We start from the raw sequence: 24,836 nt of genomic DNA, 5'->3' as shown, positions 1-24,836 counted from the left end.
ATGCTTGCCGCTTCCCGCCCTTTCCCCTATAGGCTGCCCGTTTTTCAGGCAGACCCTATCCCGTGACTTCGCGCCTCGCCCCGCTCCAGATTGGCCCCGTGACAATCGCCTCCCCGGTGATCCTCGCGCCGATGACGGGCGTCACCGACATGCCGTTCCGCACGCTGGTGCGGCGCTATGGCTCTGGGCTCAACGTCACCGAGATGGTGGCCAGCCAGGCCGCGATCCGCGAGACGCGCCAGTCGCTGCAAAAAGCCGCCTGGGCACCGATCGAGAATCCCGTGTCGATGCAGTTGGTCGGCTGCACGCCGTATGAAATGGGCGAGGCGGCCAAATTGAGCGAGGATCGCGGTGCCGCGATCATCGACATCAACATGGGCTGCCCGGTGCGCAAGGTCACCAATGGCGATGCCGGCTCGGCGCTGATGCGCGATCTCGACACCGCGGGCGCGATCATCAAGGGTGTCGTCGATGCGGTCAGCGTGCCCGTCACGCTCAAGATGCGGATGGGCTGGGACCATTCGAGCCTCAACGCGCCCGAACTCGCGCAGATCGCGCAGGATCTCGGGGTGAAGCTCGTCACCGTCCACGGCCGCACGCGCAACCAGATGTACAAGGGCAATGCCGACTGGGCGTTCATCCGCTCGGTCAAGGATGCGGTCAGCATCCCGGTGATCGCCAATGGCGACATCAATTCGATCGAGGATGCCGAAGCGGCGCTCGACCAGTCGGGCGCCGACGGCATCATGATCGGCCGCGGCTCCTATGGCCGCCCGTGGCTGCTCGGCCAGGTGATGGAATGGTTCGCCACCGGCCGCCGCGTCGCCGATCCGTCGATCGAAGAGCAATATACAGTGATCTCAGAGCATTACGAAGCGATGCTCAGCCATTATGGCAATGAGACCGGCGTCAACATGGCGCGCAAGCATATCGGCTGGTACACGCGCGGCCTTCATGGCTCGGCCGAATTCCGTAACAAGGTCAACCAGATTCCCGATCCCAAGGTCGTGCAGGCGATGCTCGCCGAATTCTACGCCCCCTGGTGCAGCCGCGCCGCCGCGTGAGCCCGGCGACGCTTGGGGGCGGGGGCCCGGATTTCGCCGAACTGTTCGCCGCGCTGCCGGTCGCGGTGCTGGTGGTCGATGACCGGTCCTGCGTCGTCCACGCCAATGCCGAATGCGAGACGCTGCTCAACCTGTCCGAACGCGCGATGCTGGGGCATCCACTCGCATCGGTGATGACCCCGCCGAGCCAGCCCAATGCGCGCGACAATCACGGTCTCGCCGCCTTCGACACCGAGATCGCACTCAAGCGCGGCGGCAAGATCCGCGTCGACTATATCGAGACGCGCGTCGCCGATCATCCCGGCTGGCATACCATCACGCTGCATCATGCCGCCACTTCGCGCCGGATGGGCCACAGCGCCGACCGTGCGGCGGCCGCGCGCGCCGCGATCGGTGCTGCGGCGATGCTCGCGCACGAGATCAAGAACCCTCTCTCGGGAATCCGCGGCGCAGCGCAATTGCTGTCGAAGGGGAAGGGGGCCGAGGAACTCACCACGCTGATCACCACCGAAGTCGACCGCATCGCCGCGCTGATCGACCGGATGCAGGACTTCACCGATACGCGCCCCCTGAAGCTCGCGCCCGAGAATATCTATCCGCTGCTGGGTCACGCCCGCCGCGTCGCGCTCGCCGGCTTCGCGCGCCACGTGACGATCGACGAACGCTTCGATCCGTCGCTCCCGACCGTCCAGATCGATCGCGACGCGACGCTCCAGGTCGTGCTCAACCTCCTCAAGAATGCCAGCGAGGCGACGCGCGAACAGGCCGACGCGCGGATCACGCTCGCCACCGCCTATCGCCACGGCATGGCGGTGTCGCCGGCGCCGGGCAAGCCGCGCCAGCCCTTGCCGATCGAGATCTGCGTGAGCGACAATGGCCCCGGCCCACCCGCCGACATTGCCGACCATCTGTTCGACCCGTTCATCTCGGGCAAGCCCGAGGGGCAGGGGCTCGGCCTCGCGCTCGTCGACAAGCTGGTGCGCGACATGGGCGGGATCATCCAGTTCGCGCGCGAGGGAACCCCGCCAATGACTGTCTTTCGCATCCTGCTACCGCGAGGCGATGCGTGACCCGCACGGGCAGCATCCTCGTCCTCGACGACGACGCCGCGATCCGCACCGTCGTCGGCCAGGCGTTGAAACGCGACGGGCACCGCGTGCTGACCGCCGCGACGATCGCCGAGGCCGAGGTGCAGCTCGCGACCGCCTTGCCCGACGTGCTGATCAGTGACGTCAAGCTGCCAGACGGCAATGGGCTCGACCTCGTCGACCGCGTCGTCCGCGCACACCCGGGGCTCCCCGTCATCGTGCTGTCGGCGCAGAACACGCTGACCACCGCGGTGCGCTCGACCGAAGTCGGCGCGTTCGATTACCTGCCGAAACCGTTCGATCTCGACGCGCTGTCGCGCACCGTGCAGAGCGCGCTGTCGCGCGGGTCGGGCGAAATCGCCGAGCCGATCGAGGCGGAGGACCGCGCGCTGCCGCTGATCGGGCGATCGCCGGCGATGCAGGACGTCTACCGCATCATCGCACGCGTCGTGTCGAACGACCTCACCGTGCTCGTCTCGGGCGAATCGGGCACGGGCAAGGAACTCGTCGCACGCGCGATCCATGATCTGGGACCACGCCGTCGCTCGCCCTTCATCGCGCTCAACATGGCGGCGATCCCTCGCGAACTGATCGAGGCCGAGCTGTTCGGGCATGAGCGCGGCGCCTTCACCGGCGCGCAGGCGCGTTCGGCCGGGCGCTTCGAGCAGGCGGCGGGGGGCACGCTGTTCCTCGACGAGATCGGCGACATGCCGATGGAGGCGCAAACCCGGCTGCTGCGCGTGCTGCAATCGGGCGAATTCACCACCGTCGGCGGCGCACGCACGATCCGTGCCGACGTCCGCATCGTCGCCGCGACCAATCGCGAGCTCGCCCAGCTCGTCGCTGGCGGGCAGTTCCGCGAGGATCTGTTCTACCGCCTCAACGTCGTCCCCGTGACGTTGCCCGCATTGCGCGCGCGGCGACAGGACATCGCCTTGCTCGCGCGGCATTTCCTCGACCGCGCCGCCGAGGACGGCCTGCCGCGCAAGCAGCTCGATGCCGACGCGATCGCGGTGCTCGAAGCCCATGACTGGCCCGGCAATGTCCGCGAGCTCGAGAACATGATGCGCCGTGTCGCGGTGCTCGCCCGCGACGAGCGGATCGACGCCGGCGAAGTCCGCGCGATGCTCGGCGGCGCGATCCCCGTTCCGGCGATCACCGGGGATGCCGGGATCGAGGCGGCGGTCCGCGCCCGGCTCGAACGGCTCGCGATCGAGGAGCCCGCCGCGCTCGACGACGGTACGCTCTACGATCGGATCATCGCAGAGGTCGAGCGCCCGCTGATCGCGGCCCTGCTGGCGCGCCACGGCCAGAACCAGTTGCGCGCCGCGCGCGCGCTCGGAATCAACCGCAACACGCTACGCAAACGACTCGATCTGCTCGGAATCGACCCCTGATCGCGGCGCGCACGCAGCTAACCCGACCCAGCCGCACGACAAATGACAGTTTTGTGTGTTTTCCTTGCAACGCAAGCGTTGTAGGAATGTCACGATGAGCGAAGCGACGCCTCCTTTCTTTCTGCGCCGTCTCCGACCCGATTGGTTGAGCGTTTCGCCTGCCGTCGAAATCGGCGCGGTGACTCTGGCGATCGGGGTGCTGCTGTTCAGCTGGAATATCGTCGCCGGCACCTCGGCGTCGCAGCGCATGCTGAGCCCGGCGCTGGTCGCGCTGATGCTCGTCGCCAACCTGTTGTGCTGCGGCTCGGTGATCGTGCTGATGGGACGGCGGCTCGCCAAGCGGCGCGCGGTGCGCGTCGGGGCGGGCGGCGGCGCGCAGTTGCACGTCCGCCTGGTCGCGACCTTCTCGATCCTCGCCAGCGTGCCAACCGTGCTGCTCGCGGTCGTCGCTTCGTTGCTGTTCCAGTTCGGCGCCGAATTCTGGTTCTCGGGCAGCGCGCGCGGCATGCTCGTCAATTCGCGCGACCTCGCGCAGGAATCGTACAGCCAGCTGCTCAGCTACGTCGAAAAGGAAACCGTCGCGCTCGCGACCGACGTCAACAAGATGGCGGTCGGGCAGAAATGGAACCCGGGGAATCCCGAATTCCAGCAGCTGTTCGAACAGAGCGCCTATCAGCGCAGTCTCTCGGCGGCGGTGCTTTTCAAGATCGACGCCAAGGGCCGCCTGCTGCGCTACGCCTATTTCGGCCTGCCCAATTACGATCCGGTCAAGAATATCGACGTGTCCGAGATCCAGCAATTGCTGCGCGGCGACGGCGTGAGCAAGACCGGCACCAACGCCTCGCGGACGCATTCGATGACCAGCGTCCCGGGCACCGACTATCTTGTCTATACCGAGCGCGATCTCGACGCGAAGGAGATGACGCAGCGCCTCGCCCAGGCCAAGAGCGTCTTCAGCGATTATGAATCGCTGCTCAAGCGCTCGCAGACGATCGAACTGCGCTTCAACGTCGCCTTGCTGCTGCTGTCGCTGCTGATCATCGCGATCGTCGTCTTCGCCGCGCTCGCGGTCGCCGATCGCCTCGTTCGCCCGGTCGGCGCGCTCGTGTCCGCGGCTGAGCGCGTCGCCTCGGGCGATCTCACCGCGCGCGTTCCGGCGCCCGAAACCGACGACGAGATCGGCACGCTCGCGACCGCCTTCAACCTGATGACCGAGCGACTGCAGGCGCAGACCAGCGCGCTCGAAAGCCGTCGCGCGCTGATCGAGGCGGTGATGTCGGGGGTGACCGCCGGCGTCATCTCGGTCGCGTCCGACGGCACGATCCGGCTGATCAACAGCTCGGCGCTGACGCTGCTCGAAAGCCCCGACGGCTCGCCGGTCGGCAAGCCGCTCAGCTATGTCTCGCCCGAACTCGCGACCCTGCTCGACGGCAAGGACCGCGAGGCGATCGTCGAGCTCGGCGCGGGCGGCGGCGAGGCGCGCACGCTCGCGGTCAAGGTCACGCGCGCCGCCGAGGGCCCGATCCTGACCTTCGACGACATTACCGGCCAGTTGCTCGATCAGCGCCGCGCCGCCTGGTCGGACGTCGCGCGCCGCATCGCGCACGAGATCAAGAATCCGCTCACCCCGATCCAGCTCGCCGCCGAGCGCCTTCAGCGCCGCTACGGCAAGCAGATCGATCCCGAGGACACGACCTTCGGCCGGCTGACCGAAACGATCATCCGGCAGGTCGGCGACCTGCGCCGCATGGTCGATGAATTCTCCTCCTTCGCGCGGATGCCCAAGCCGGTATTCCGCACCGAATCGCTGGTCGATCTCGCGCGCCAGACGATGTTCCTCCACGAAGTCGCGCATCCCGGCATCACCTTCGTGCTGACGCATGACGATCCAGGCCCGGCTCTGGTGTGCGATCGCCGCCAGATCAGCCAGGCGCTGACCAACATCGTCAAGAATGCGGTCGAGGCGGTCGAGGCGCACACCGAGACGACATCGGCCGAGATCGCGATGACGCTGAGCGAAGGCGCGGGGCATGTCCTGCTGACCGTCGCCGATACCGGCATCGGCCTGCCGGCCAACCGCGACCGCATCGTCGAGCCCTATGTCACGACCCGCGCGCGCGGCACCGGGCTCGGGCTCGCGATCGTCAAGAAGATCGTCGAGGAACATTGCGGCACGATCGCCTTCGATGACCGCCCCGGGGGGGGCACGATCGTCACGGTGCGTTTCGACACCGCGCTGCTGGCCAATCTCGATTCGGGCGATGGAGGCGACGGGGGCACCGCCGACACGCCATTCCCCACCCTCCTGCAGAACCGGACCTGATCCATGCCCCTCGACATCCTTGTCGTCGATGACGAACGCGATATCCGTGATCTGGTAGCCGGCGTGCTCGAAGACGAAGGCTATGACGCGCGCGTCGCGGCCGACAGCGACTCGGCGCTCGAGTCGATCTCGGTGCGGCGGCCGTCGCTCGTGCTGCTCGACGTGTGGCTGCACGGCTCGCGACTCGACGGGCTCGAACTGCTCGACGAGATCAAGCGCCGCGATCCCTCGATCCCGGTGCTGATGATCTCGGGCCACGGCAATCTCGACACCGCCGTCGCCGCGATCCGCCGCGGTGCTGCCGATTTCATCGAGAAGCCGTTCGAGGCCGAGCGCCTGCTGCTGATGGTCGCACGCGCGACCGAGACCGAGAGCCTGCGCCGCGAAATCGCCTCGCTGCGCGAATCGGTCGGGCAGAACAACGACCTGACGGGCAGCTCGGGCGCGATCAACGGCGTGCGCGCGACGCTCAAGCGCGTCGCCGCAACGGGCAGCCGCGTGCTGATCATGGGCTCGGCGGGCGTCGGCAAGGAAGTCGCGGCGCGGCTGCTGCACGGCTGGAGCCAGCGCGCGAGCGCGCCGTTCGTCGTCGTCAACGCCGCACGCATGACGCCCGAGCGCGTCGAGGAGGAACTGTTCGGCGCGGAGGAGGGGGGGCAACTCGTCCGTTCGGGCCTGCTCGAGCAGGCCCATGGCGGCACGCTGTTCCTCGACGAGATCGCCGACATGCCCTTGGCGACGCAGGGCCGGATCCTGCGCGTGCTGACCGACCAGAGCTTCAGCCGCGTCGGCGGGCAGCGTGTGGTCAAGGTCGACGTCCGCGTCGTCTCGGCCACCGCGCGCGACCTGACGCACGAGATCGCCGAGGGGCGTTTCCGCGAGGATCTCTATTACCGCCTCAACGTCGTTCCCGTCGCGATCCCGGGCCTGTCCGAACGGCGCGAGGATATCCCGGCGCTGATCGACCATTTCATGGCGCATTATGCAGCCGAGCGCCGCGTGCCGACCCCCGAGGTCGCGCCCGACGCGATGGTCGCGCTGCAATCCTACGAATGGCCGGGCAACGTCCGCCAGCTGCGCAACATCGTCGAGCGCACGATAATCATGGCCCCGGGCGACCGGATCGGGCGGATCGACCTCGACATGCTCCCCGCCGACATTCTCGGCGATCCCGGCGAGCTGGGCGGGGGCGGGACGGCGATCATGGGGTCGCCCTTGCGCGAGGCCCGCGAGACGTTCGAGCGCGAATATCTGCGCGTGCAGATCCGGCGCTTCTCGGGGAATATCTCGCGGACCGCGAACTTCATCGGGATGGAGCGCTCGGCGTTGCACCGGAAGCTGAAGTTGCTGGGGATTACCGAGGTGCGGGAGGATTGAAGCCGCGTGCGACGCCATAGCGTCGCTCGGCAGCTCGCTCTCGAATATGGGCGTTCGAGAGAGGAATTCTGACAGCTGAACGCTGCATCCCGTTGGCATTGATGCAGTCCCCGGCCCAATGATGGGCCGCCGTTGTCCTACTACCCGCCAGTCTGATACGCTTGTCCGATCGTGAGCGACCAAGGATCATCCGACCCAACGACCCGAAAACCCGCGCGGAGGTAAACCGGCAAGCAACCGACAACGCCGTCGATGGTGAGACTTTTGTGTGACTTTCCGAGCCAGCGAGCAGCCTATCCGCTCGCGACGCGGGGCAAACCAGCGGTCGCACCCACCCCGTCGCGGCGGCGCGGCACCCTTTCTAACGCCACCCGCTGGACGAAACGCCCCCGGCACCCTAAATTACCATCAGCGTCAATCAGGCGCATCTCGACGCCGGAACCGGCGCACTGCGGGAACCACCCGCCAAAAACATAGGATCGACCGATGGCCGACAAGCACACCTCGCTGCAAGACCTGTTCCTCAACGCGCTTCGCCGCACCAAGACCCCGATCACGATGTTTCTCGTCAAGGGCGTCAAGCTCCAGGGCATCGTCACTTGGTTCGACAATTTCTCGGTGCTGCTCCGCCGCGACGGTCAGTCGCAGCTGATCTACAAGCACGCCATCTCGACTATCATGCCGTCGAACAGCGTCGATATCGATGCGATCGTCAACGCCGTCGGCGAAGCGCAGCGCAAGCAGCCGTTGCTGCAGGAAATCTTCCTCAACGCTGTGCGCAAGTCGGAGGACAACGTCACGATGTTCCTCGTCAACGGCGTGATGCTGCAGGGCCAGATCGCGGCGTTCGACCTGTTCTGCATGCTGCTCCAGCGCGACGGCATGGCGCAGCTCGTCTACAAGCATGCGGTCTCGACGATTCAGCCCGCGCACCCCCTCAATTTGGCTGATGAAACAGCAGGTTCGGACGAAGATTGACCACAGGTTTCGAACGTGACCGCGACGACGTAGCGCGCGGTGCCAAGGCGGTCGTCGTTTACCCAGACACCGGCGCATCGACGCGCGATGCTGAGGCCCGGCTGGCGGAAACCGCCGGCCTCGCCATGGCGATCCATGTCGAGGTGGTCGACCGCGTTGCGATCAAGGTTCGAACGCTCCAGCCCTCGACGCTGATCGGCAAGGGTCAGCTCGAGGCGCTCGCCGCGACGGTGCGGATGGGCGAGGCCGAGCTCGTCGTGTTCGACGCGAACCTCACGCCGGTCCAGCAGCGCAACCTCGAAAAGGCGCTGTCGGCCAAGGTGATCGACCGCACCGGGCTGATTCTCGAAATCTTCGGCGAGCGCGCCGCAACTGCCGAGGGGCGCTTGCAGGTCGAACTCGCCCATCTCGATTACCAGGCGGGCCGGCTCGTGCGCAGCTGGACCCACTTGGAACGTCAGCGCGGCGGCTTCGGCTTCCTCGGCGGCCCGGGCGAGACGCAGATCGAGGCCGACAGGCGCTTGATCCGCGATCGCATGGCGCGGTTGAAGAAGGAGCTCGAGCAAGTCTCGCGCACCCGCGGACTGCACCGCGATCGCCGCCAGCGCGCACCGTGGCCGGTGATCGCGCTTGTCGGCTACACCAATGCCGGCAAGTCGACGCTGTTCAATCGCATGACCGGCGCCGACGTCATGGCCGAGGATCTGCTGTTCGCCACGCTCGACCCGACGCTGCGCCAGATCGCGCTGCCGGGGATCGACAAGGCGATCCTGTCGGACACGGTCGGCTTCGTCTCCGAACTCCCGACCCAGCTCGTCGCGGCGTTCAAGGCAACGCTCGAGGAAGTCGTGTCGGCCGATCTGCTGATCCACGTCCGCGACATCGCGCATCCCGACACGCTGGTGCAGCGCGACGATGTCGAGACGGTGCTGCGCGACATCGGCGTCGAAACGTCGGTCCCGCGGATCGAGGCGTGGAACAAGCTCGATTTGCTCGACGAGGATGAACGCGCCGAATGGCTCGGTGAAGCGGCGCGGCGCGAGGATGTCGTGGCGATCTCGGCGCTGAGCGGGGAAGGGGTGGCGGGCCTGCTCGACACCGTCGCCGCTTTGCTCACCGCGAGCCACCGCCGCCACACGATCCTGCTCGACGCCGGCGACGGCGCCGGGGCTGCGTGGCTGCATGCGCATGGTGACGTGCTGTCGCAGTCGGTCGAGGGCGAGCAGGCGATCTACGACGTGCGCATGGCCGAGCGCGACTATGAACGGTTCAGTCAGCGCAACGACTGATCGTACCGGGCGCAGGGGGCAGGTGCCGCGCCATGCGTTTGTGCAACAGGTCGATCAAGGCGGCGTCCATAAAGGCATAGTCGTCGGCAATGTCGAGGCAGACGATCCGCTGGCCGCGAAGATGCCGACGAAAGCGGCTTTGCAGCTTGGTGCGATGGGTCAGCTCCATAACGAAAATGCTGTCAGCCCAGGCGATCAGTTCGCCGGTGAGCGGGTTTTCGGCATCATGGTTGGTACCGGCCGAGTCGGTCTCGATCCCGGGATAGGCGGCGAAGATCTGTTCCGCGGTCGGGCTGCGGAGTTTGTTCTGGCTGCAGACGAACAGGAAGTGCTTCACCTGCCCGCGCTGTGCTTCACGCGTTGCCACAACGCCTCTTTGGCCTCGAGCGAAAGCGCGTCGAAGCCGGCGTCGGCTTGCTCCATCGCCTTGAAACGGCTCTCGAATTTCCCATTGCCGCGGCGCAGCGCAGCCTCCGGGTCGACCCCCAGCTTGCGCGCCCAATTGACGACCGAGAAGAGCAGGTCGCCAATCTCGTCCTCGCGCTCGTCCTGCGTCGCGGCAGCCTCGACCTCGGCAATCTCTTCGCTGATCTTGGCGCGGGCCCCGGCGGCGTCGGGCCAGTCGAAACCGGTGCGTGCGGCGCGTTTCTGCAGCTTTTCGGCGCGCAGCAGCGCGGGCAGGCCGACCGCGACGCCGTCGAGCGCGCCACCGGCACCCTTGGCGGCGCGTTCCTCGGCCTTGATCTGTTCCCAGCGCTGGTGCCCGCCATTCACGGCATCGCCGAAGATGTGCGGATGGCGGCGCTCCATCTTGTCGCTGATCGCGGCGACGACGTCGGGCAGCGCGAAATGGCCGGCTTCCTCGGCGATCCGGCTGTGGAAGACGACCTGGAGCAGCAGGTCGCCAAGCTCGTCCTTGAGATCGGCCATGTCGTCGCGCGCGATCGCATCGGCGACTTCATAGGCTTCCTCGAGCGTATAGGGCGCGATGCTCGCGAAATCCTGCGCGACGTCCCATTCGCAACCGGTCTCGGGATCGCGCAACCGCGCCATGATCGCGACGAGGCGGGCGATCATCGAATGCCCCCCACGAACATCGCAATCCCGCGATCCGCCAGTCCGATAATATACATTATGTTAAATTGCGTCTGGTTCATTGAAAAAGTCCGCTCAGTCCAGCACCGGTGTTGGCCGCACCCTGCCACAGCGCGATGACGATGAAGAGGATTCCGAAGATCGCCACCCAGCCGAGCGCCATCTTGACCGTCTCGCCAATCGGCAGACGGCGCGCCAGCAACGCGCTCACCGGCAGGATCAGACACAGCGCTAAGAACACCAGATCCATCCCACCGTCGCTCACAAGGCCAGTTCCAATCCGTCATAACCTGGCTCGACGCCCGCCGGCAGCTCGGCAACGAGCGCGGCATAGTCCATCGACTGGTCCATGTGCGCCAGTACGGTACGCCCCGGCCGGAATTGCTCGACCCAGCCGAGCACGCTCGAAAGATGCGCATGCGACGGATGCGGCCGCTTGCGCAGCGCATCGACGATCCAGATGTCGAGCTCCTGATAGAGCGCGGCCATATCCTGCGTCATCGCATTGAAATCGGTGGCATATCCGATCGATCCTGCGGCACTGTCGAACCGCAGCCCGGCCGACACGAACGGACCGTGCGGCTGCTCGACGGTGCGAACGGTGATGTCGCCGATCGTGATCGCATCGGGCAACGGCTCGAGTACCACCGTCGGCGGATAGCCGTCATGCCCGCGGAATACATAGCTGAACCGCCGCTCGAGCATCGCCTTGAGATCAGGCCGCGCCAAGCCGCGCACCGGTTGCCCCATCGCATGGTAGACCTGGCGGAGATCGTCGATGCCGTGGGTGTGGTCGGCATGATCGTGCGTCCAGATCACCGCGTCGAGCGTGCTGACGCCGGCCGCCAGCAATTGCTCGCGCATGTCAGGCCCGGTGTCGACCAGGATCCGCGTCGTCGCGCTTTCGACCAGGATCGCGGCGCGCAACCGGCGATTACGCGGATTGGTCGGGTCGCACGCGCCCCAGTCGTTGCCGATCCGCGGCACTCCCGAAGAGGTGCCCGAACCGAGGATCCGCACCTTCATAGGCGAGTCTTGGTGAACAAAGCGTGAAAGTTCTCAGCAGTCGCGGCCGCCAGCGTCTCGAGCGGCTCGTCGCGCAGGGTCGCGAGGAACGCGGCGGTGTCGGCGACGAACGCCGGCTCGCCAGGCTTCCCGCGGTTCGGGACCGGCGCAAGGAACGGCGCATCGGTCTCGATCAGCAGCCGGTCGAGCGGCAGCCGCGCCGCGGTTTCCTGCAGATCCTTGGCGTTCTTGAAGGTCACGATCCCGGAGATCGAGATATAGCAGCCAAGCTCGAGCGCGATGTCGGCAAACGCCCCGCTCGCGGTGAAGCAGTGGATGACCGCGGGGTAGGCCCCCTTCCCCATCTCGTCGCGCATGATCGCGGCGGTGTCGTCCTCGGCATCGCGCGTGTGGACGACGAGCGGCAAGCCCGTCTCGCGCGCCGCGGCGATGTGCGCGCGGAAGCTCGCCTGCTGGCGGTCGCGGTCGCTATGATCGTAGAAATAATCGAGCCCGCTTTCGCCGATCCCGACCACGCGCAGATGCTGCGCGCGCTCGACCAGCTTGGCGGTGCCGATGTCGGGATGCTGGTCGGCCTCGTGCGGGTGGATCCCGACCGTCGCCCAGACGTCGGGCTCCCGCTCGGCGGTGGCGATCACCGCGTCCCACTCGCTCTCCCGCGTCGCGATGTTGAGCATCGCATGGACGCCCCGCGCACGCGCACGCGCGAGCACGTCCTGCTGCCCCTCGACCAACCCCTTATAGTTGAGGTGGCAATGGCTGTCGGCGAACATCAGGCCTCCACCGGTGCTTCGAGCCGCGGGAATACGCCGGCGGGTGCGGGCAGCGTGATCCCGGGTGCAAGCGGGTAACCGAGCGCTCCGAAGCTGCGCGCATCGGGCGCCTGCGCGAGCAGGTCGAGCAGTTTGTCCGCGCCGCCCGGGATCGCCCAGCGCGCGAGGATCGCGATCCGGCGGATCGCCTCGGCGGCGTGATAGAGGATCGTGTCGGCACGCTCCGGATCGGTCTTGCGCACGCTCCACGGTGCCTGGTCGGCGAAATATTGGTTGGCATCACGCGCCGCCGACCAGATTGCCTCGAGCGCATTATGCAGCGCGAGATCGGTCATGGCGCCGTGCATCCCGGCTTCCGCCGCCTCGACGCTGGCAATCAGCGCGTCCTCGACCGCCGTCCGCGTACCGATCGGCGGCACGACGCCGCCGCACGCCTTGGCGATGATCGACAGGCAACGCTGCGCGAGATTGCCGAGATTGTTCGCGAGATCGGCGTTGCAGCGCGTGACGATCGCTTCTTCAGAATAGCTGCCATCCTGCCCGAAGCTGACCTCGCGCAGCAGGAAATAGCGCAGCGCATCGACCCCGAAGCGGGTCGCCAATTCCATCGGATCGGTAACGTTGCCGACCGACTTCGACATCTTCTCGCCGCGGTTGAGCAGGAAGCCGTGGCCGAACACCGCGCGCGGCAACGGAATGTTCGCACTCATCAGGAACGCCGGCCAGTAAACCGCATGGAATCGTACGATATCCTTGCCGATGACGTGCAGCTGGGCCGGCCAGAAGGTCTCGTACAGCTCCACATCGTCGGGATAGCCGACGCCGGTCAGGTAATTGGTCAGCGCATCGACCCACACGTACATCACATGCCCCGGGCTGCCCGGAACCGGCACGCCCCAATCGAAGCTGGTGCGCGACACCGACAGATCGGACAGGCCGCCCTCGACGAAGCGCAGGATCTCGTTGCGGCGCGCCTCGGGGCGGATGAAGTCGGGATTGGCGGCGTAGAAATCGAGCAGCGGCTGCTGATATTTGGAGAGTTTGAAGAACCACGTCTCCTCGGCGGTCCATTCGACCGGGGTGCCCTGCGGGGAAAGCTTGGCGCCCCCTTCCCCGTCGACCAGTTCCTTCTCGTCGTAAAAGGCTTCGTCGCGAACCGAATACCAGCCTTCGTAGCGATCGAGATAGAGGTCGCCGGCCGCTTCCATCGCCTGCCAGATCGCCTGGCTGGCGCGGTAATGGTCTTCGTCGCTGGTGCGGATGAAACGATCATACGAAATATCAAGCGTGTCCGCCATCTCGCGGAAATAGCTGCTCATTTCATCGGCGAGTGCGCGCGGCGTGAGGTCGCGCTTGCGGGCTTCCTGGACCATCTTGAGCCCGTGCTCGTCGGTCCCGGTCTGGAAGCGCACTTCGCGGCCCAACTGGCGCTGATAGCGCGCGATCGCGTCGGTCGCGATCGCCTCATAGGCGTGGCCGATATGCGGGCGGCCGTTGGGATAGCTGATCGCGGTCGTGATGTAATAGGGGTCGGTCATGCGCGCGTCCTAGAACATCGCACCGGGTTATTGAAGCCTGCCGGTGCGCGCTATGCCGCGAGGCGCCCGACGAGCCCCGCCATCTCATAGACCGTCGCCTGCGCGTCGAGCGTCAACGCCCGCGCGGTGGCGGACAGCGTGCGCGCGGCATCGTAGCTGTCGAGCGCGATACGCAGCCGCTCGCCCTGCCGCTCGGGGGCGGAGGCGGCGATGAAGGCGGGCGCGCGATCGAGAAACGCCTCGTAGCGCTTCTGTGCGGCCTTGAGCGCCAGCGACTTGGCGAGCTTGACCCGCCGGCCATTGCCCGGATCGCCATCGCGCGCGATCACCGACAGCGCCTGGTCGAGCGCAGCCAGGTCGAGCCCGGCAAAGCCGAGCGCGCGCCCGGGCGAGCCGTGCGCCACGCCGACCAGCGCCGACAGCTCGGCCGGCTCGACGCCGGGCAAGGCGTGGCCGAGTACCGTTGTCATCGTCGCATCGTCGAGCGGATCGAAGCGCAACTGGCGGCAGCGCGACCGGATCGTCGGCAACAGGCGCCCCGGCGCATGACTGATCAGCAGGAAGATCGTGCCCTGCGGAGGCTCCTCGAGATTCTTCAGCAAGGCGTTCGAGGCGCCGGGACGCTCGAGATCGTCGACCGCATCGATGATCACGACGCGCCGGTCGGACATCGATGGCCGCGTTGCGAACATCGGCCCGAGCGCGCGAACCTGCGCGATCGGGATGCTGCGGGCGAGGTCGAGCCCGGTTTTGTCGCCTTCCTTGGGCTGGCGCGTCAGTTCGCGATAATCGGGGTGCGACCCCGCCGCGATCAGCTTGCGCTGCGGATCGCTCTCGGGGACGGCGAAACCGGGGGGCAGGTCAGCCCCCGCCCCTTGCGCGAGCATGCGCAGCGCCGCCGCCCGCGCGAAGGTCGCCTTGCCGATCCCCTCGGGACCGGCAAACAACCAGGCATGGTGCAGCGCGCCGCTCGCCATCGCGGCGGCGAATGCGTGATGCGCGCCGTCGTTGCCGAGCGGGAGCGTCATGCGCCCTGCCGCCCGGCTGCGACGCTACGCAGCGTCGGCGTCTCGATGTCCGCTCCCGCCCCGCCAGGGAGCGAGGTGCGCGTCTTGCTCACCCGCCGAACAGCCCCATCAGACCGGCCCAGGCGCGCCCGAAGAAACCGGCCTCGCTGACGTCGTTCGCGGCGACGAGCGGCAGGCGTTCGGCAGGCATGCCGGGGGTGACGACGACGAGGTCGGCGATATGCTGGCCGGCCTTGATCGGCGCCTTGATCGGGCCGTCATATTGCACGCTGAGCTTCATCTCGCCCGCGGTCCCGGCGGGAACGGTCGCGCTGAGATCGTTGGCCGCGACGAGGCCGACCGTATTGGCGCTGCCGAGCTGGACTTCGGCGGTTTCGATCTGCTTGCCCTTGGCGAGGATCGGCTTGGCCTGCCACGCGCGGAAGCCCCACTCCATGAACTTGACCGATTCCTCGGCGCGCTGGCCCGAGCTGCCGAAGCCCGCCATCACGAGCACGAGGCGGCGGCCATTCTGCAGCGCCGAGCCGGTGAAGCCGTAACCGGCCTCGTCGGTGTGGCCGGTCTTCAAGCCGTCGGCGCCCGACACGCGGCCTAGCAACGGATCGCGATTGGCCTGGTCGATCGGCTTCTCGCCGCCGAGCGTCTTGCCCCAGGTGAAGCTGCGCAACGAATAGAAGCGCTTGTAGAGATCGGGATAGTGCTGGATCGTCGCCGAGGCGAGCTTGGCGAGATCGCGCGCGGTTACATAGGTGACGCCATTGTCGGGCCAGCCATTGGCGGTGCCGAAATGGCTGTTGGCCAGGCCGAGCTTGGCCGCGGCGCGGTTCATCCGCTCGGTGAAGGCGCTCTCAGTCCCCGAAATGCCCTCGGCGAGCACGACGCAGGCGTCATTGCCCGACAGCGTGACGATGCCCTTGAGCAGATCCTCGACGCTCACTTCCTCGCCCGCCGACAGGAACATGGTCGAACCCTGCGAATGCCACGCGCGCCACGTCTCGGGGCGGACCGGGAATTTCTGGTCGAGCTTCAATTCGCCCGACTTGATCATCTCGAACGCGACATAGACCGTCATCATCTTCGCCATCGACGCGGGCGGCATGCGGCGATCGGCATCCTTCTGGTACAGGATCGCCCCCGACGACAGGTCCTGCAGATAGGCGACCGGTGCCGGCGTCTGGAATTCGGGGGCGGCAACCGCCGGGCAGGTCGCGGCGATGGCGACAACGGCGGCGGCAAGCAGTTTCTGGCGCGAGGACATGCGGTTCGGTCTCGTTCTTAGTCGGTGTGAAGAATACGGGCGTCACCATAACCGCGCCGGGCGGCGCCGTCACGTGCGCGCTGTGCGCTGGCGGAATCGCCGAACGGGCCGAGCTGGACGCGGTACAGCTTGCCGAGCGCGACGACGCGCCCGCCCAGCTGCTTTGCCAGCGCAGCGGCACGCTCGGAGGACGACAGAGCGGCGACCTGGACGACGAGCCCACCGCGCGGGGCGACGGGGGCAGGTTTGACCGGGGGCTGGACGGGAGGCTTTGGCCGGACTGGCGCGGGGCGCGCAGTCTCGGGCGCGGCACGCTCGGGTTCGGCCCGCACCAAGGGCTCGCGTGGCCGCACTGCGCGTACGGGTGGCGCGCGATCGGCTGCGCGGGATGTGGCGGCCGCGGCGGGCAGCTTGCGGCGGAGTGCTGCCAGCAGCGTCGGCGGGGCATCGAGCCGCGGCGATGCCGCCTGTCCCGAGCGCAACGCCAGCAGATCCTGTGGCGCGGCGACGACGCTGCGCAGCCGCACCGCAGCGCGCGCGCCGACCCCGAGCGCCTGCCCCGCCCCGGGCGACAGCGCGATATCGCCGGTCGCGACGACCATCGCCACGATCGTCCGCCCGGTGTCGAGCGCGGTCAGTTCGACCGGGCTCCCCAGCGCGAGCCGGGGATGCGCGACGCCGATCGCAACGCCCGCAAAACGCCCTTCGCCGGGCGCAGCGAGCGCGCCCGCGTAAACGACGCTGTCGTCCTGCGTCTCGCCCGAAGTCCCGCGCGGCCCCGCGCTTTGTGCGACTTCGGGCGGCACGCCCTGCGTGGCATCGGTCGCCTGGGGCGCCGACAGCATAACGAGCGCGAGCGCGGCCAACGCCACCACGGCTAGCGCTCGACCGCATCGGCGAGCAGGCCGACCGACAAGGCGTAGAAGTTCGAGCAATTATAATCGAGGATCACGCGGTAATTGCCGGTCAGCAGGTAGGCGGTCCGTCCGGCCCCGTCGGGCTCGATCAGCGTCGCCAGCACCGAATCGCCCGGCCAGCTGCGCGTCAGCGGCGTCACGCCGAGCGCGCGCCATTCGGCCATCGTCTTCCACCCGCTGTGCCGCGCGAATACCTTGAGGCAGCGCGGCGAGAGCAAGCGGTTGGTGATCTGGCTGCGATCGAGCGTGGCGGGCACCGATACGGCAAGCCCCCACGGCTGCCCCGGCCGCCAGCCGGCATTGGTGAAATAATTGCCGATCGAGGCGAGCGTGTCGGCGCTGCTCGACCAGATGTCGGCGCGCCCGTCGCCATCGCCATCGCGCGCAAGCCTCAGATAAATAGACGGCAGGAATTGCGGCCCGCCGGTCGCGCCGGCCCAGCTGCCGATTAGCTGCGAGCGCGAGACGCCGCGGTCCATCATCAGCAGCGAGGCGATGAATTCGTCGGCGAACAGGTCGCGCCGCCGCCCCTCATAGGCCAAGGTGGCGAGCGCGCGCGGCAGGTCGAACCCGCCCATCACGCGGCCGTAGCTCGTCTCGTGCCCCCAGATCGCGACCATGATCGATTCAGGCACGCCGGTCTGCTGCTCGATCCGTTGCAGGCGGCCGCGCTGCGAGAGATAGGCGCTGCGCCCGTTGGCGATGATCGCGGCGCTCAGATGCTTGGCCTGATACGGCGCGAAATCGGGAATGCCGGCATTGGGATTGGCGCCCGGTTGCGCGCGGTCGAGCTCGATCACGCGCTGGTTGAGCGTCAGCGTCGGCATCACCGCGTCGAGCGTGGCGCGGCTCACCCCGCGCGCGGCGGCCTGCGCGCGCAAAGTCGTCAGATAGGTCTGGAAGCCGGCATCGTCCTGCGCGGCCGCGGGGCCAGCGCCGGCCAGGCATAAGGCGACCGCCGACAGACCGAGCGCGAACCGCGACCGCAGGGCCCGAAATGTGTGAGGTAACAGCATCAAGGAACCTTGGCACAGCCGCCTGCCCACATGAACCCCCAAAGGCCACCGACGGCGCACAAACCTTGCACTCTTCGCCGTCCGGTGGCTATGCGACGACAGACGGAAGAGTGGCCGAGTGGTTTAAGGCAGCGGTCTTGAAAACCGCCGTGGGTGCAAGCTCACCGTGGGTTCGAATCCCACCTCTTCCGCCACCGTCGCCCTGCCGCACGCGGAACGACCGCGACGGCCACGCGTCTCCGCTCGATGGCAACCGGCGGCGCGCACGCGATGAAGATCGCGACCTACAATGTGAACGGCGTCAATGGCCGCCTGCCCGTGCTGCTGCGCTGGCTGGCCGAGGCGCAGCCCGACATCGTCTGCCTGCAGGAGCTCAAGGCGCCGCGGGAGCGCTTTCCCGAGGCCGAGATCGCGGCGCTCGGCTATGCCAGCCTGTGGCACGGGCAGAAGAGCTGGAACGGCGTTGCGCTGCTGAGCCGCGTCGGCGAGATCCACGAGACGCGGCGCGGGCTGCCGGACGATCCAGACCCGTCGCAAAGCCGCTATCTCGAGGCCGCGATCGCCGGCTTGCTCGTCGCCTGCCTCTATCTGCCCAACGGCAATCCCCGCCCCGGCCCGAAATTCGACTATAAGCTCGCCTGGTTCGACCGGCTGGTCGACCATGCGGCCGACCTGCTCGCGAGCGGCGCCCCCGTCGTACTGGCGGGCGATTTCAACGTGATGCCGACCGAGCGCGACGTCTACAAGCCCGAACGCTGGGTCGACGACGCACTGTTCACGCCCGCGGTGCGCGAGCGCTTCGCGGCGTTGCTGGCACAGGGGTGGACCGATGCGCTGCGCACGCTTCACCCCGATGCGACACTCTATACCTTCTGGGACTATCTCCGGAACGCTTATGGCCGCGATGCCGGGCTGCGGATCGATCATCTGCTGCTCAGCCCCTCTCTCGCGCCGCGGCTGAGCGAGGCCGGCGTCGATCGCGCGGTGCGCGGCTGGGAGAAGAGCAGCGACCATGCGCCGACCTGGATCACGCTCGGCGCCGCACCGGCACCGCACAAGACGCGCCGACGCAAAGCAGAGTGACGACCCCTTCGACAGAACAAGGCGGCCACGATAGGAGAGCGGGATGACCAGCGCCTCGACACGCCGCATCCTCCTCGCCAGCCTGATCGGGACGTCGGTCGAGTTTTACGATTTCTACGTCTACGCCACCGCAGCGGCGTTGGTGTTCGGGCCGCTCTTCTTCCCCGCGGAAAGCGCCTCGGTGCAGTTGCTCGCTTCTTATGCGAGCTTCGGCCTGGCCTTCTTCGCGCGCCCGCTCGGCGCGGCGGTGTTCGGGCATTTCGGCGACCGGCTGGGGCGCAAGTCGACCCTGGTCGCCTCGCTGCTGCTGATGGGCGGATCGACCGTCGCGATCGGCGTGCTGCCGACCTATGCGCAGATCGGCTGGGTCGCGCCGCTGATCCTGTGCATCCTGCGCTTCGGTCAGGGGCTCGGGCTTGGCGGCGAATGGGGTGGCGCGTCGCTGCTCGCGGTCGAGAATGCGCCCAAGGGCCAGGAAAATCGTTGGGGCATGTTCCCGCCGCTCGGCGCGCCGATCGGGTTTATCGCGGCAAACGGCTTCTTCCTGCTGCTAGGGTCGACGCTGACCGACGCGCAGTTCCGCGACTGGGGCTGGCGCATTCCCTTCCTGGCGAGCGCGGTGCTCGTCTTCCTCGGCCTGTGGGTGCGGCTCAAGCTGACCGAGACCCCGGCATTCCGCGATGCCGCGGCGCATGATGCGCTGCCCAAGGTGCCGATCGCCGAGCTGTTCCGCCACCATCTGCGCGCAACCGTCGCCGGCACGATCGGCGTGATCGCCTGCTTCGCCTTATTCTATCTGACGACCGCCTTTGCGCTGAGCTACGGCACCACCACGCTCGGCCATGGCCGGCAGGCGTTTCTGGGCGTCGAGATCGGCGCGATCCTGTTCCTCGCGCTCGGCGTAATCGTCGCGAGCACCTTGGCCGACCGCGTCGGCGCAACCGCGATGCTGCGCTGGGGTTTCGTCGGCTGCATCGCCTCGGGCCTGCTGATGGCGCCGATGCTGGGCGCTGCCTCGCTGTGGATCGTGTTCGCCTGGCTAGCGCTGTCGCTGTTCGCAATGGGCTTCGCCTACGGGCCGCTCGGTGGCTGGCTGCCGTCGCTGTTCGAGCCGGGCGTGCGCTATACCGGCGTGTCGATCACCTTCAATCTCGGCGGGATCCTCGGCGGCGCGCTCGCGCCGATCGCCGCGCAGGCGCTGGCGGCACGCGGTGGATTGCCGCTGGTCGGCCTGTATCTGGTCGTCGCCGGGGTGCTCAGCTTCGGAGGTCTCATGCTGCTCAAGCGCCCCGACCCACGGCCGACGCACTGAGCTCAAGCGGTTCGGTTCCGTCCGAAACCGCGCGCCTGCCCTTACCCACGCCACGACTTGGCGCACGGACGCGTCGCCGCCTCGCATGCGCGCTTGACCCGTCGCCATGCGACTCGCACGGAGGCGGCACAGCCTGTGCATGGAAATATCTCCGGTCCGCCAGTATGCTGAACGATTGAGACCTATCATGTGGCCGGCCCGGCTTTTTACTTTCGCCTCCAGCGACATGGCTATCGACCTCGGCACGGTGAACACGCTCGTCTATGTGCGCGACAAGGGCATCGTACTCGACGAACCCTCGGTCGTCGCGCTCGAGACGATCGACGGTGTCTCGCGGCTGCGCGCGGTCGGCAATGAAGCCAAATTGATGATGGGCAAGACGCCCGAGCAGATCCGCACGATCCGCCCGATGCGCGACGGCGTGATCGCCGACATCGATGTCGCCGAGCAGATGATCAAGCATTTCATGGACAAGGCATTGGGCGGCGCGACCCGCATGCCGCGACGCCACAAGGTGGTAATCTGCGTGCCGTCGAGCTCGACCCAGGTCGAGCGCCGCGCGATCCGCCAGGCCGCGACCAACGCCGGCGCATCGCAGGTGCTGCTGATCGAAGAGCCGCTCGCCGCCGCGATCGGCGCCGGCATGCCCGTCACCGAGCCGATCGGCAGCATGGTCGTTGACATTGGCGGCGGTACAACTGAAGTCGCAATCCTGTCGCTGCGCGGTCTCGCCTACAGCACCTCGGTGCGCGTCGGCGGCGACAAGATGGACGATGCGATCGCCTCCTACATCCGTCGCAAATACAATCTGATGATCGGCGAGGCGACCGCCGAACGCGTGAAGATGCAGATCGGCATGGCGCGTCGGCCCGCGACCGGCAACGGTCGCACGATGCAGGTGCGCGGCCGCGGCCTCGTCGGCGGCATCCCCGCCGAGATCGAGGTCAGTCAGGCCGAGGTCGCCGAGGCGCTCGGCGAGTTGGTCGCGCAGATCGTAGAGGCGGTGATGAACGCGCTCGAGCAGACCCAGCCCGAACTCGCCGCCGATATCGTCGATCACGGCATCGTCATGACCGGCGGCGGCTCGCTGTTGAGCGACCTCGACATGGTCCTCGCCGACGCCACCGGGCTGCCCGTCGTCGTCTCCGACAGCGCACTGACCTGCGTCGTCACCGGCGCCGGCCGGGCGCTCGAGGACCCGGTGTTCGGCGGCGTGCTCAGCGAAAGCTGAATCATTCGGGAACATCGCGGGCTCGCTTGCGCTTGAGCCTTCGCGCGGGCACATCGCGCCCTCACCTGATCTGGAGTTTCACATGGCCGCCGACAAAATGGATATCATCCACTCGAGCATTCTCGACAATGAGGACGAGCGACTGGTCGAGTTCATGGGGGAAGTCGACGGCGACGAATATCAGTTCGCCGTCCAATATGCCGTGCTCGAAGCGCTGAGCGGCGATGCACCCGAGGACGATGCGGTCGAGCAGTTCAACCGTTTCGAGGATTCGATCGCCGAGGCCGGCCTCGTCGCCCTGGCGCGCAACAGCGACCAGGCGCTGATCGTGATTAGCGAGAACGACCTCGAATAGTCGCCGACCGTCCGGCGGGCGCGACCGCGTCCGCCGAGCGTCGACAGCAAAAAAGCCGGGCTACGCGATGCGTAGCCCGGCTTTTTTGTGTCCGCCGAGCCGCGAACGGCCCGCTCGGGCGAAGCCTCAGCTCCGGCTCGCCAGTTCCTTGTTCAGCCACAACGCCAGCAACGTCGCGAGTGCACCCGACAGAAGATAGGCGCCGCCCGCGACAAGCCCGAAGTGCGAGGACAAATACAGCGCGACCAGCGGCGCGAACCCTGCCCCGACCAGCCACGCGATGTCCGACGTCAGGGCCGCACCGGTGTAGCGCGACTCACCCGAAAATTCCGAGGCGACCACGCCCGACGACTGGCCGAACGAAACACCGAGCAATGCGAAGCCGATCACCATGAAGATCACCTCGCCCAGCTCGCCGGCGCCGAGCAACTGCGGCGCAAAGCCCGAGAACACGGCGATCGCCAAGGCAGACGCGCCGAGCAGCGTACGCCGGCCGACGCGGTCGGCGAGATAGCCCGATGCGACGATCGCGATCAGGCCGATCGCCGCGCCGACCAGCTCGATCACGAGAAAGCGCTCGGGATTGCTCTTGGTATAGAGGAACACCCACGAAAGCGGGAACACCGTAACCATGTGGAACAAGGCGAAGCTCGCCAGCGGGGCGAGCGCGCCGAGCGCGATCGTGCGGCCCTGCTTGCGAACCGTCGCGAGCACCGGCGCCGGCACAAGGTCACGGCTTGCGAACATGTCCTGATAATCCGACGTGCTGACGATGCGCAGCCGCGCGAACAGCGCCACGACGTTGATCGCGAAAGCAACGAAGAAGGGATAGCGCCAGCCCCAGTCGAGGAAATCGACCGCCGACAGCGTGGCGGTAAAATAGGCGAACAGGCCGGCGGCGACGAGCAGGCCGAGCGGCGCACCGAGCTGCGGGATCATCGCATACCAGCCGCGCTTGTCCGCCGGTGCGTTGAGCGCGAGCAGCGACGACAGGCCGTCCCACGTCCCACCGAGCGCGAGCCCCTGCCCGATGCGCAAGACCGCCAGCACGATGGCGGCATAGACGCCGATCTCGGCATAGCCCGGCAAAAAGCCGATCGCGACGGTCGACCCGCCGAGCAGGAACAAGGCGATCGTCAGCTTGGTGCCGCGGCCATACATATGGTCGACCGCGAGGAAGATCATCGACCCGATCGGCCGCGCGATGAACGCCAGCGCGAACAGACCGAACGAATAGAGGGTGCCCGTCAGCCGATCGACATAGGGGAAGATCATCGTCGGGAAGACGAGCACCGAGGCGATTGCGTAGACGAAGAAGTCGAAGAATTCCGAGGTGCGCCCGATCACCACGCCGATCGCAATCTCGCCCGAGGAGACATGCTCCTGGTTGATCCGGCTGGCATCGGCCTCGATCGCGCGCGACGTCGGGGTGTGGGTGGCTTGCATCGGTCTTCGAACTCCCGGCCATGATCGCCGTATGTGGTCCCTCTAGCCGTGCTGCAGTGCAGCGAGGATTGGACAAAATGTCCAATGGGACACCCCGCCGGCAAGGCCTAGCTGCGCGGCATGATCCGATTTCCCTCGCTGCCCCGCCCTGCGATAACGAGCTTAGCGCTCCTCGCGCCCGCATTGCTAGGCGGGTGCAACACCGTCGTGCTCGCGCCCGCCGGCGATGTTGCCGCGCAACAGGGCAATCTGGTGGTGATCGCGACACTGTTGATGCTGATCATCATCGTGCCCGTTATGGCACTCATCGCCTTGTTTGCATGGCGGTATCGCCATTCGAATAAGGAAGCGGCCTATTCGCCCGACTGGCATCACTCGACGGCGCTCGAGCTGGTGATCTGGGCGGTCCCGCTGCTGATCATCATCTGCCTCGGCGCCGTGACCTGGACCAGCACGCATCTGCTCGACCCCTATCGGCCGATCGGCCGGATCGACGCGACTCGCGCGATCGCCGCCGACGCCAAGCCGATTCGCGTGCAGGTCGTCGCGCTCGACTGGAAATGGCTGTTCATCTACCCCGATTACGGCATCGCCTCGGTCAACCAGCTGGCGGCGCCGATCAATCAGCCGATCGAGTTCGACCTGACCTCGTCCGACGTGATGAACGCCTTCTACATCCCCGATCTCGCCGGCATGATCTATGCGATGCCGAGCATGGTCACCAAGCTCCATGCGGTTGCCAACAAGCCCGGCAATTATGCCGGCTTCTCGTCCAACTTCAGCGGCGACGGCTTCTCGTACATGAAGTTCCGCTTCCTCGCCGGCTCGCAGACCGACTTCGACGGCTGGGTCGCCAAGGTGCGCGCCAACGGCACGATGCTCGACCGCGCAACCTACCTCAAGCTCGCCAAGCCGAGCATGAACCATACGCCGGCCTTCTATGCCGGCGTCGCCCCCGGCCTGTTCAATGCCGCCGCCAACAATTGCGTCGCCCCGGGTCAGGTCTGCATGGACGCGATGATGCGCGCCGATGCCGGGCCGCATCGTGCCGAGCATGCCGAAGGGCACGCCAAAAACGACGACGCGATGAAGATGTCGGCAATGCCGATGCCGATGGCCAAGGCCGATGCGCCCGCAGCCGTCAGCGACTCGACCGCCAAGAATTCCGCCCAAAGCACAGCGCGCCTTGCCGGCGCAGGTCTGCCGATGCCCGGCGACCGGAGGACCTTCTGACATGATGCC

General features: G+C 67.2%; 23 protein-coding genes and 1 tRNA gene. 13 read left to right on the top strand and 11 right to left on the bottom strand.

Going from position 1 to position 24,836, the window contains the following annotated elements; all coding sequences use genetic code 11:
• Positions 1–62: 62 nt before the first annotated feature.
• From dusB to hflX, 7 genes are all read left to right on the top strand, one after another.
• Positions 63–1,064, top strand: coding sequence for a tRNA dihydrouridine synthase DusB (gene dusB / locus U1872_RS03070; RefSeq protein ID WP_332791388.1), 1,002 nt, complete (start codon positions 63–65; stop codon positions 1,062–1,064).
• A complete protein-coding gene (locus U1872_RS03065) occupies positions 1,040–2,134 on the top strand; it encodes a two-component system sensor histidine kinase NtrB (RefSeq protein WP_332791813.1) in 1,095 nt (364 codons plus the stop codon). The genes dusB and U1872_RS03065 overlap by 25 nt, the downstream gene beginning before the upstream one ends.
• Positions 2,131–3,549 (top strand): nitrogen regulation protein NR(I), encoded by a 1,419-nt coding sequence (gene ntrC / locus U1872_RS03060; RefSeq protein WP_332791387.1) that lies wholly within the window; start codon positions 2,131–2,133, stop codon positions 3,547–3,549. Before U1872_RS03065 ends, ntrC begins: the two co-directional genes overlap by 4 nt.
• A 94-nt stretch (positions 3,550–3,643) precedes the next feature.
• Positions 3,644–5,872, top strand: a complete 2,229-nt coding sequence (locus U1872_RS03055) for a sensor histidine kinase NtrY-like (RefSeq protein WP_332791386.1) — start codon at positions 3,644–3,646, stop codon at positions 5,870–5,872.
• A gap of 3 nt (positions 5,873–5,875) precedes the next feature.
• On the top strand, positions 5,876–7,249 hold the full coding sequence (gene ntrX / locus U1872_RS03050; protein WP_332791385.1) for a nitrogen assimilation response regulator NtrX: 1,374 nt from the start codon (positions 5,876–5,878) through the stop codon (positions 7,247–7,249).
• A gap of 486 nt (positions 7,250–7,735) precedes the next feature.
• Complete coding sequence (gene hfq, locus U1872_RS03045) at positions 7,736–8,227, top strand: RNA chaperone Hfq (protein ID WP_010186442.1); 492 nt, start codon at positions 7,736–7,738, stop codon at positions 8,225–8,227.
• Positions 8,224–9,516, top strand: a complete 1,293-nt coding sequence (gene hflX, locus U1872_RS03040) for a GTPase HflX (protein ID WP_332791384.1) — start codon at positions 8,224–8,226, stop codon at positions 9,514–9,516. The genes hfq and hflX overlap by 4 nt, the downstream gene beginning before the upstream one ends.
• Here the strand turns inward: hflX and U1872_RS03035 are convergent.
• The 10 genes from U1872_RS03035 to U1872_RS02990 form a co-directional block, all read right to left on the bottom strand.
• Positions 9,497–9,883 (bottom strand): low molecular weight protein tyrosine phosphatase family protein, encoded by a 387-nt coding sequence (locus U1872_RS03035; protein WP_332791383.1) that lies wholly within the window; start codon positions 9,881–9,883, stop codon positions 9,497–9,499. The genes hflX and U1872_RS03035 overlap by 20 nt on opposite strands.
• Positions 9,850–10,593 carry a nucleoside triphosphate pyrophosphohydrolase gene (gene mazG, locus U1872_RS03030; RefSeq protein ID WP_332791382.1) on the bottom strand — a complete coding sequence of 248 codons (744 nt, stop codon included), beginning with the start codon at positions 10,591–10,593 and terminating at the stop codon, positions 9,850–9,852. Before mazG ends, U1872_RS03035 begins: the two co-directional genes overlap by 34 nt.
• A gap of 76 nt (positions 10,594–10,669) precedes the next feature.
• The gene (locus U1872_RS03025; RefSeq protein ID WP_332791381.1) at positions 10,670–10,861 is read right to left on the bottom strand and encodes a hypothetical protein; all 192 of its coding nucleotides are present in this window, start codon (positions 10,859–10,861) and stop codon (positions 10,670–10,672) included.
• Between the two features lie 11 nt (positions 10,862–10,872).
• A complete protein-coding gene (locus tag U1872_RS03020; RefSeq protein WP_332791380.1) occupies positions 10,873–11,637 on the bottom strand; it encodes an MBL fold metallo-hydrolase in 765 nt (254 codons plus the stop codon).
• The gene (locus tag U1872_RS03015) at positions 11,634–12,410 is read right to left on the bottom strand and encodes a TatD family hydrolase (protein WP_332791379.1); all 777 of its coding nucleotides are present in this window, start codon (positions 12,408–12,410) and stop codon (positions 11,634–11,636) included. The genes U1872_RS03020 and U1872_RS03015 overlap by 4 nt, the downstream gene beginning before the upstream one ends.
• On the bottom strand, positions 12,410–13,948 hold the full coding sequence (gene metG / locus U1872_RS03010; protein WP_332791378.1) for a methionine--tRNA ligase: 1,539 nt from the start codon (positions 13,946–13,948) through the stop codon (positions 12,410–12,412). Before metG ends, U1872_RS03015 begins: the two co-directional genes overlap by 1 nt.
• 50 nt (positions 13,949–13,998) lie before the next feature.
• Positions 13,999–14,976, bottom strand: a complete 978-nt coding sequence (locus tag U1872_RS03005; RefSeq protein WP_332791377.1) for a DNA polymerase III delta subunit-related protein — start codon at positions 14,974–14,976, stop codon at positions 13,999–14,001.
• 88 nt (positions 14,977–15,064) lie between these two features.
• The gene (locus U1872_RS03000) at positions 15,065–16,234 is read right to left on the bottom strand and encodes a D-alanyl-D-alanine carboxypeptidase family protein (protein ID WP_332791376.1); all 1,170 of its coding nucleotides are present in this window, start codon (positions 16,232–16,234) and stop codon (positions 15,065–15,067) included.
• A gap of 17 nt (positions 16,235–16,251) precedes the next feature.
• Positions 16,252–17,109, bottom strand: coding sequence for an SPOR domain-containing protein (locus U1872_RS02995; RefSeq protein WP_332791375.1), 858 nt, complete (start codon positions 17,107–17,109; stop codon positions 16,252–16,254).
• Between the two features lie 2 nt (positions 17,110–17,111).
• Complete coding sequence (locus tag U1872_RS02990) at positions 17,112–18,167, bottom strand: lytic murein transglycosylase (protein WP_332791374.1); 1,056 nt, start codon at positions 18,165–18,167, stop codon at positions 17,112–17,114.
• A gap of 104 nt (positions 18,168–18,271) precedes the next feature.
• On the opposite strand from U1872_RS02990, the gene U1872_RS02985 reads away from it, so the two are divergent.
• From U1872_RS02985 to U1872_RS02965, 5 genes are all read left to right on the top strand, one after another.
• A tRNA-Ser gene (locus tag U1872_RS02985) sits at positions 18,272–18,361 on the top strand.
• 76 nt (positions 18,362–18,437) lie between these two features.
• A complete protein-coding gene (gene xth, locus U1872_RS02980; RefSeq protein WP_332791373.1) occupies positions 18,438–19,250 on the top strand; it encodes an exodeoxyribonuclease III in 813 nt (270 codons plus the stop codon).
• Between the two features lie 43 nt (positions 19,251–19,293).
• Positions 19,294–20,562 (top strand): MFS transporter, encoded by a 1,269-nt coding sequence (locus tag U1872_RS02975; protein ID WP_332791372.1) that lies wholly within the window; start codon positions 19,294–19,296, stop codon positions 20,560–20,562.
• A gap of 187 nt (positions 20,563–20,749) precedes the next feature.
• Positions 20,750–21,793, top strand: a complete 1,044-nt coding sequence (locus U1872_RS02970) for a rod shape-determining protein (protein ID WP_332791371.1) — start codon at positions 20,750–20,752, stop codon at positions 21,791–21,793.
• Positions 21,794–21,875: 82 nt separating this feature from the next.
• The gene (locus U1872_RS02965; protein WP_332791370.1) at positions 21,876–22,148 is read left to right on the top strand and encodes a DUF1488 family protein; all 273 of its coding nucleotides are present in this window, start codon (positions 21,876–21,878) and stop codon (positions 22,146–22,148) included.
• A 126-nt stretch (positions 22,149–22,274) separates the two neighbouring features.
• Here the strand turns inward: U1872_RS02965 and U1872_RS02960 are convergent, their stop codons facing one another.
• Positions 22,275–23,594, bottom strand: coding sequence for an MFS transporter (locus U1872_RS02960; protein ID WP_332791369.1), 1,320 nt, complete (start codon positions 23,592–23,594; stop codon positions 22,275–22,277).
• 120 nt (positions 23,595–23,714) lie between these two features.
• On the opposite strand from U1872_RS02960, the gene cyoA reads away from it, so the two are divergent.
• Positions 23,715–24,827, top strand: coding sequence for a ubiquinol oxidase subunit II (cyoA, locus tag U1872_RS02955; RefSeq protein ID WP_332791368.1), 1,113 nt, complete (start codon positions 23,715–23,717; stop codon positions 24,825–24,827).
• Positions 24,828–24,836: the final 9 nt, after the last annotated feature.

It is taken from the genome of Parasphingomonas frigoris (genome assembly GCF_036663815.1).
In the GTDB taxonomy this organism is placed as follows: Bacteria; Pseudomonadota; Alphaproteobacteria; order Sphingomonadales; family Sphingomonadaceae; genus Sphingomonas.
This window is presented reverse-complemented; position numbering and strand designations above follow the sequence as displayed.

Coding starts and splice junctions, on each gene's coding strand:
- U1872_RS02960 (WP_332791369.1), bottom strand. CDS start 23,594: ATGCAAGCCACCCACACCCCGACGTCGCGCGCGATCGAGGCCGATGCC.
- U1872_RS03000 (WP_332791376.1), bottom strand. CDS start 16,234: ATGTCCTCGCGCCAGAAACTGCTTGCCGCCGCCGTTGTCGCCATCGCC.
- U1872_RS02975 (WP_332791372.1), top strand. CDS start 19,294: ATGACCAGCGCCTCGACACGCCGCATCCTCCTCGCCAGCCTGATCGGG.
- cyoA (WP_332791368.1), top strand. CDS start 23,715: ATGATCCGATTTCCCTCGCTGCCCCGCCCTGCGATAACGAGCTTAGCG.
- U1872_RS02970 (WP_332791371.1), top strand. CDS start 20,750: ATGTGGCCGGCCCGGCTTTTTACTTTCGCCTCCAGCGACATGGCTATC.
- U1872_RS03055 (WP_332791386.1), top strand. CDS start 3,644: ATGAGCGAAGCGACGCCTCCTTTCTTTCTGCGCCGTCTCCGACCCGAT.
- U1872_RS03025 (WP_332791381.1), bottom strand. CDS start 10,861: ATGGATCTGGTGTTCTTAGCGCTGTGTCTGATCCTGCCGGTGAGCGCG.
- ntrX (WP_332791385.1), top strand. CDS start 5,876: ATGCCCCTCGACATCCTTGTCGTCGATGACGAACGCGATATCCGTGAT.
- mazG (WP_332791382.1), bottom strand. CDS start 10,593: ATGATCGCCCGCCTCGTCGCGATCATGGCGCGGTTGCGCGATCCCGAG.
- metG (WP_332791378.1), bottom strand. CDS start 13,948: ATGACCGACCCCTATTACATCACGACCGCGATCAGCTATCCCAACGGC.
- xth (WP_332791373.1), top strand. CDS start 18,438: ATGAAGATCGCGACCTACAATGTGAACGGCGTCAATGGCCGCCTGCCC.
- U1872_RS02990 (WP_332791374.1), bottom strand. CDS start 18,167: ATGCTGTTACCTCACACATTTCGGGCCCTGCGGTCGCGGTTCGCGCTC.
- U1872_RS03020 (WP_332791380.1), bottom strand. CDS start 11,637: ATGAAGGTGCGGATCCTCGGTTCGGGCACCTCTTCGGGAGTGCCGCGG.
- U1872_RS03015 (WP_332791379.1), bottom strand. CDS start 12,410: ATGTTCGCCGACAGCCATTGCCACCTCAACTATAAGGGGTTGGTCGAG.
- U1872_RS02965 (WP_332791370.1), top strand. CDS start 21,876: ATGGCCGCCGACAAAATGGATATCATCCACTCGAGCATTCTCGACAAT.
- hfq (WP_010186442.1), top strand. CDS start 7,736: ATGGCCGACAAGCACACCTCGCTGCAAGACCTGTTCCTCAACGCGCTT.
- U1872_RS03005 (WP_332791377.1), bottom strand. CDS start 14,976: ATGACGCTCCCGCTCGGCAACGACGGCGCGCATCACGCATTCGCCGCC.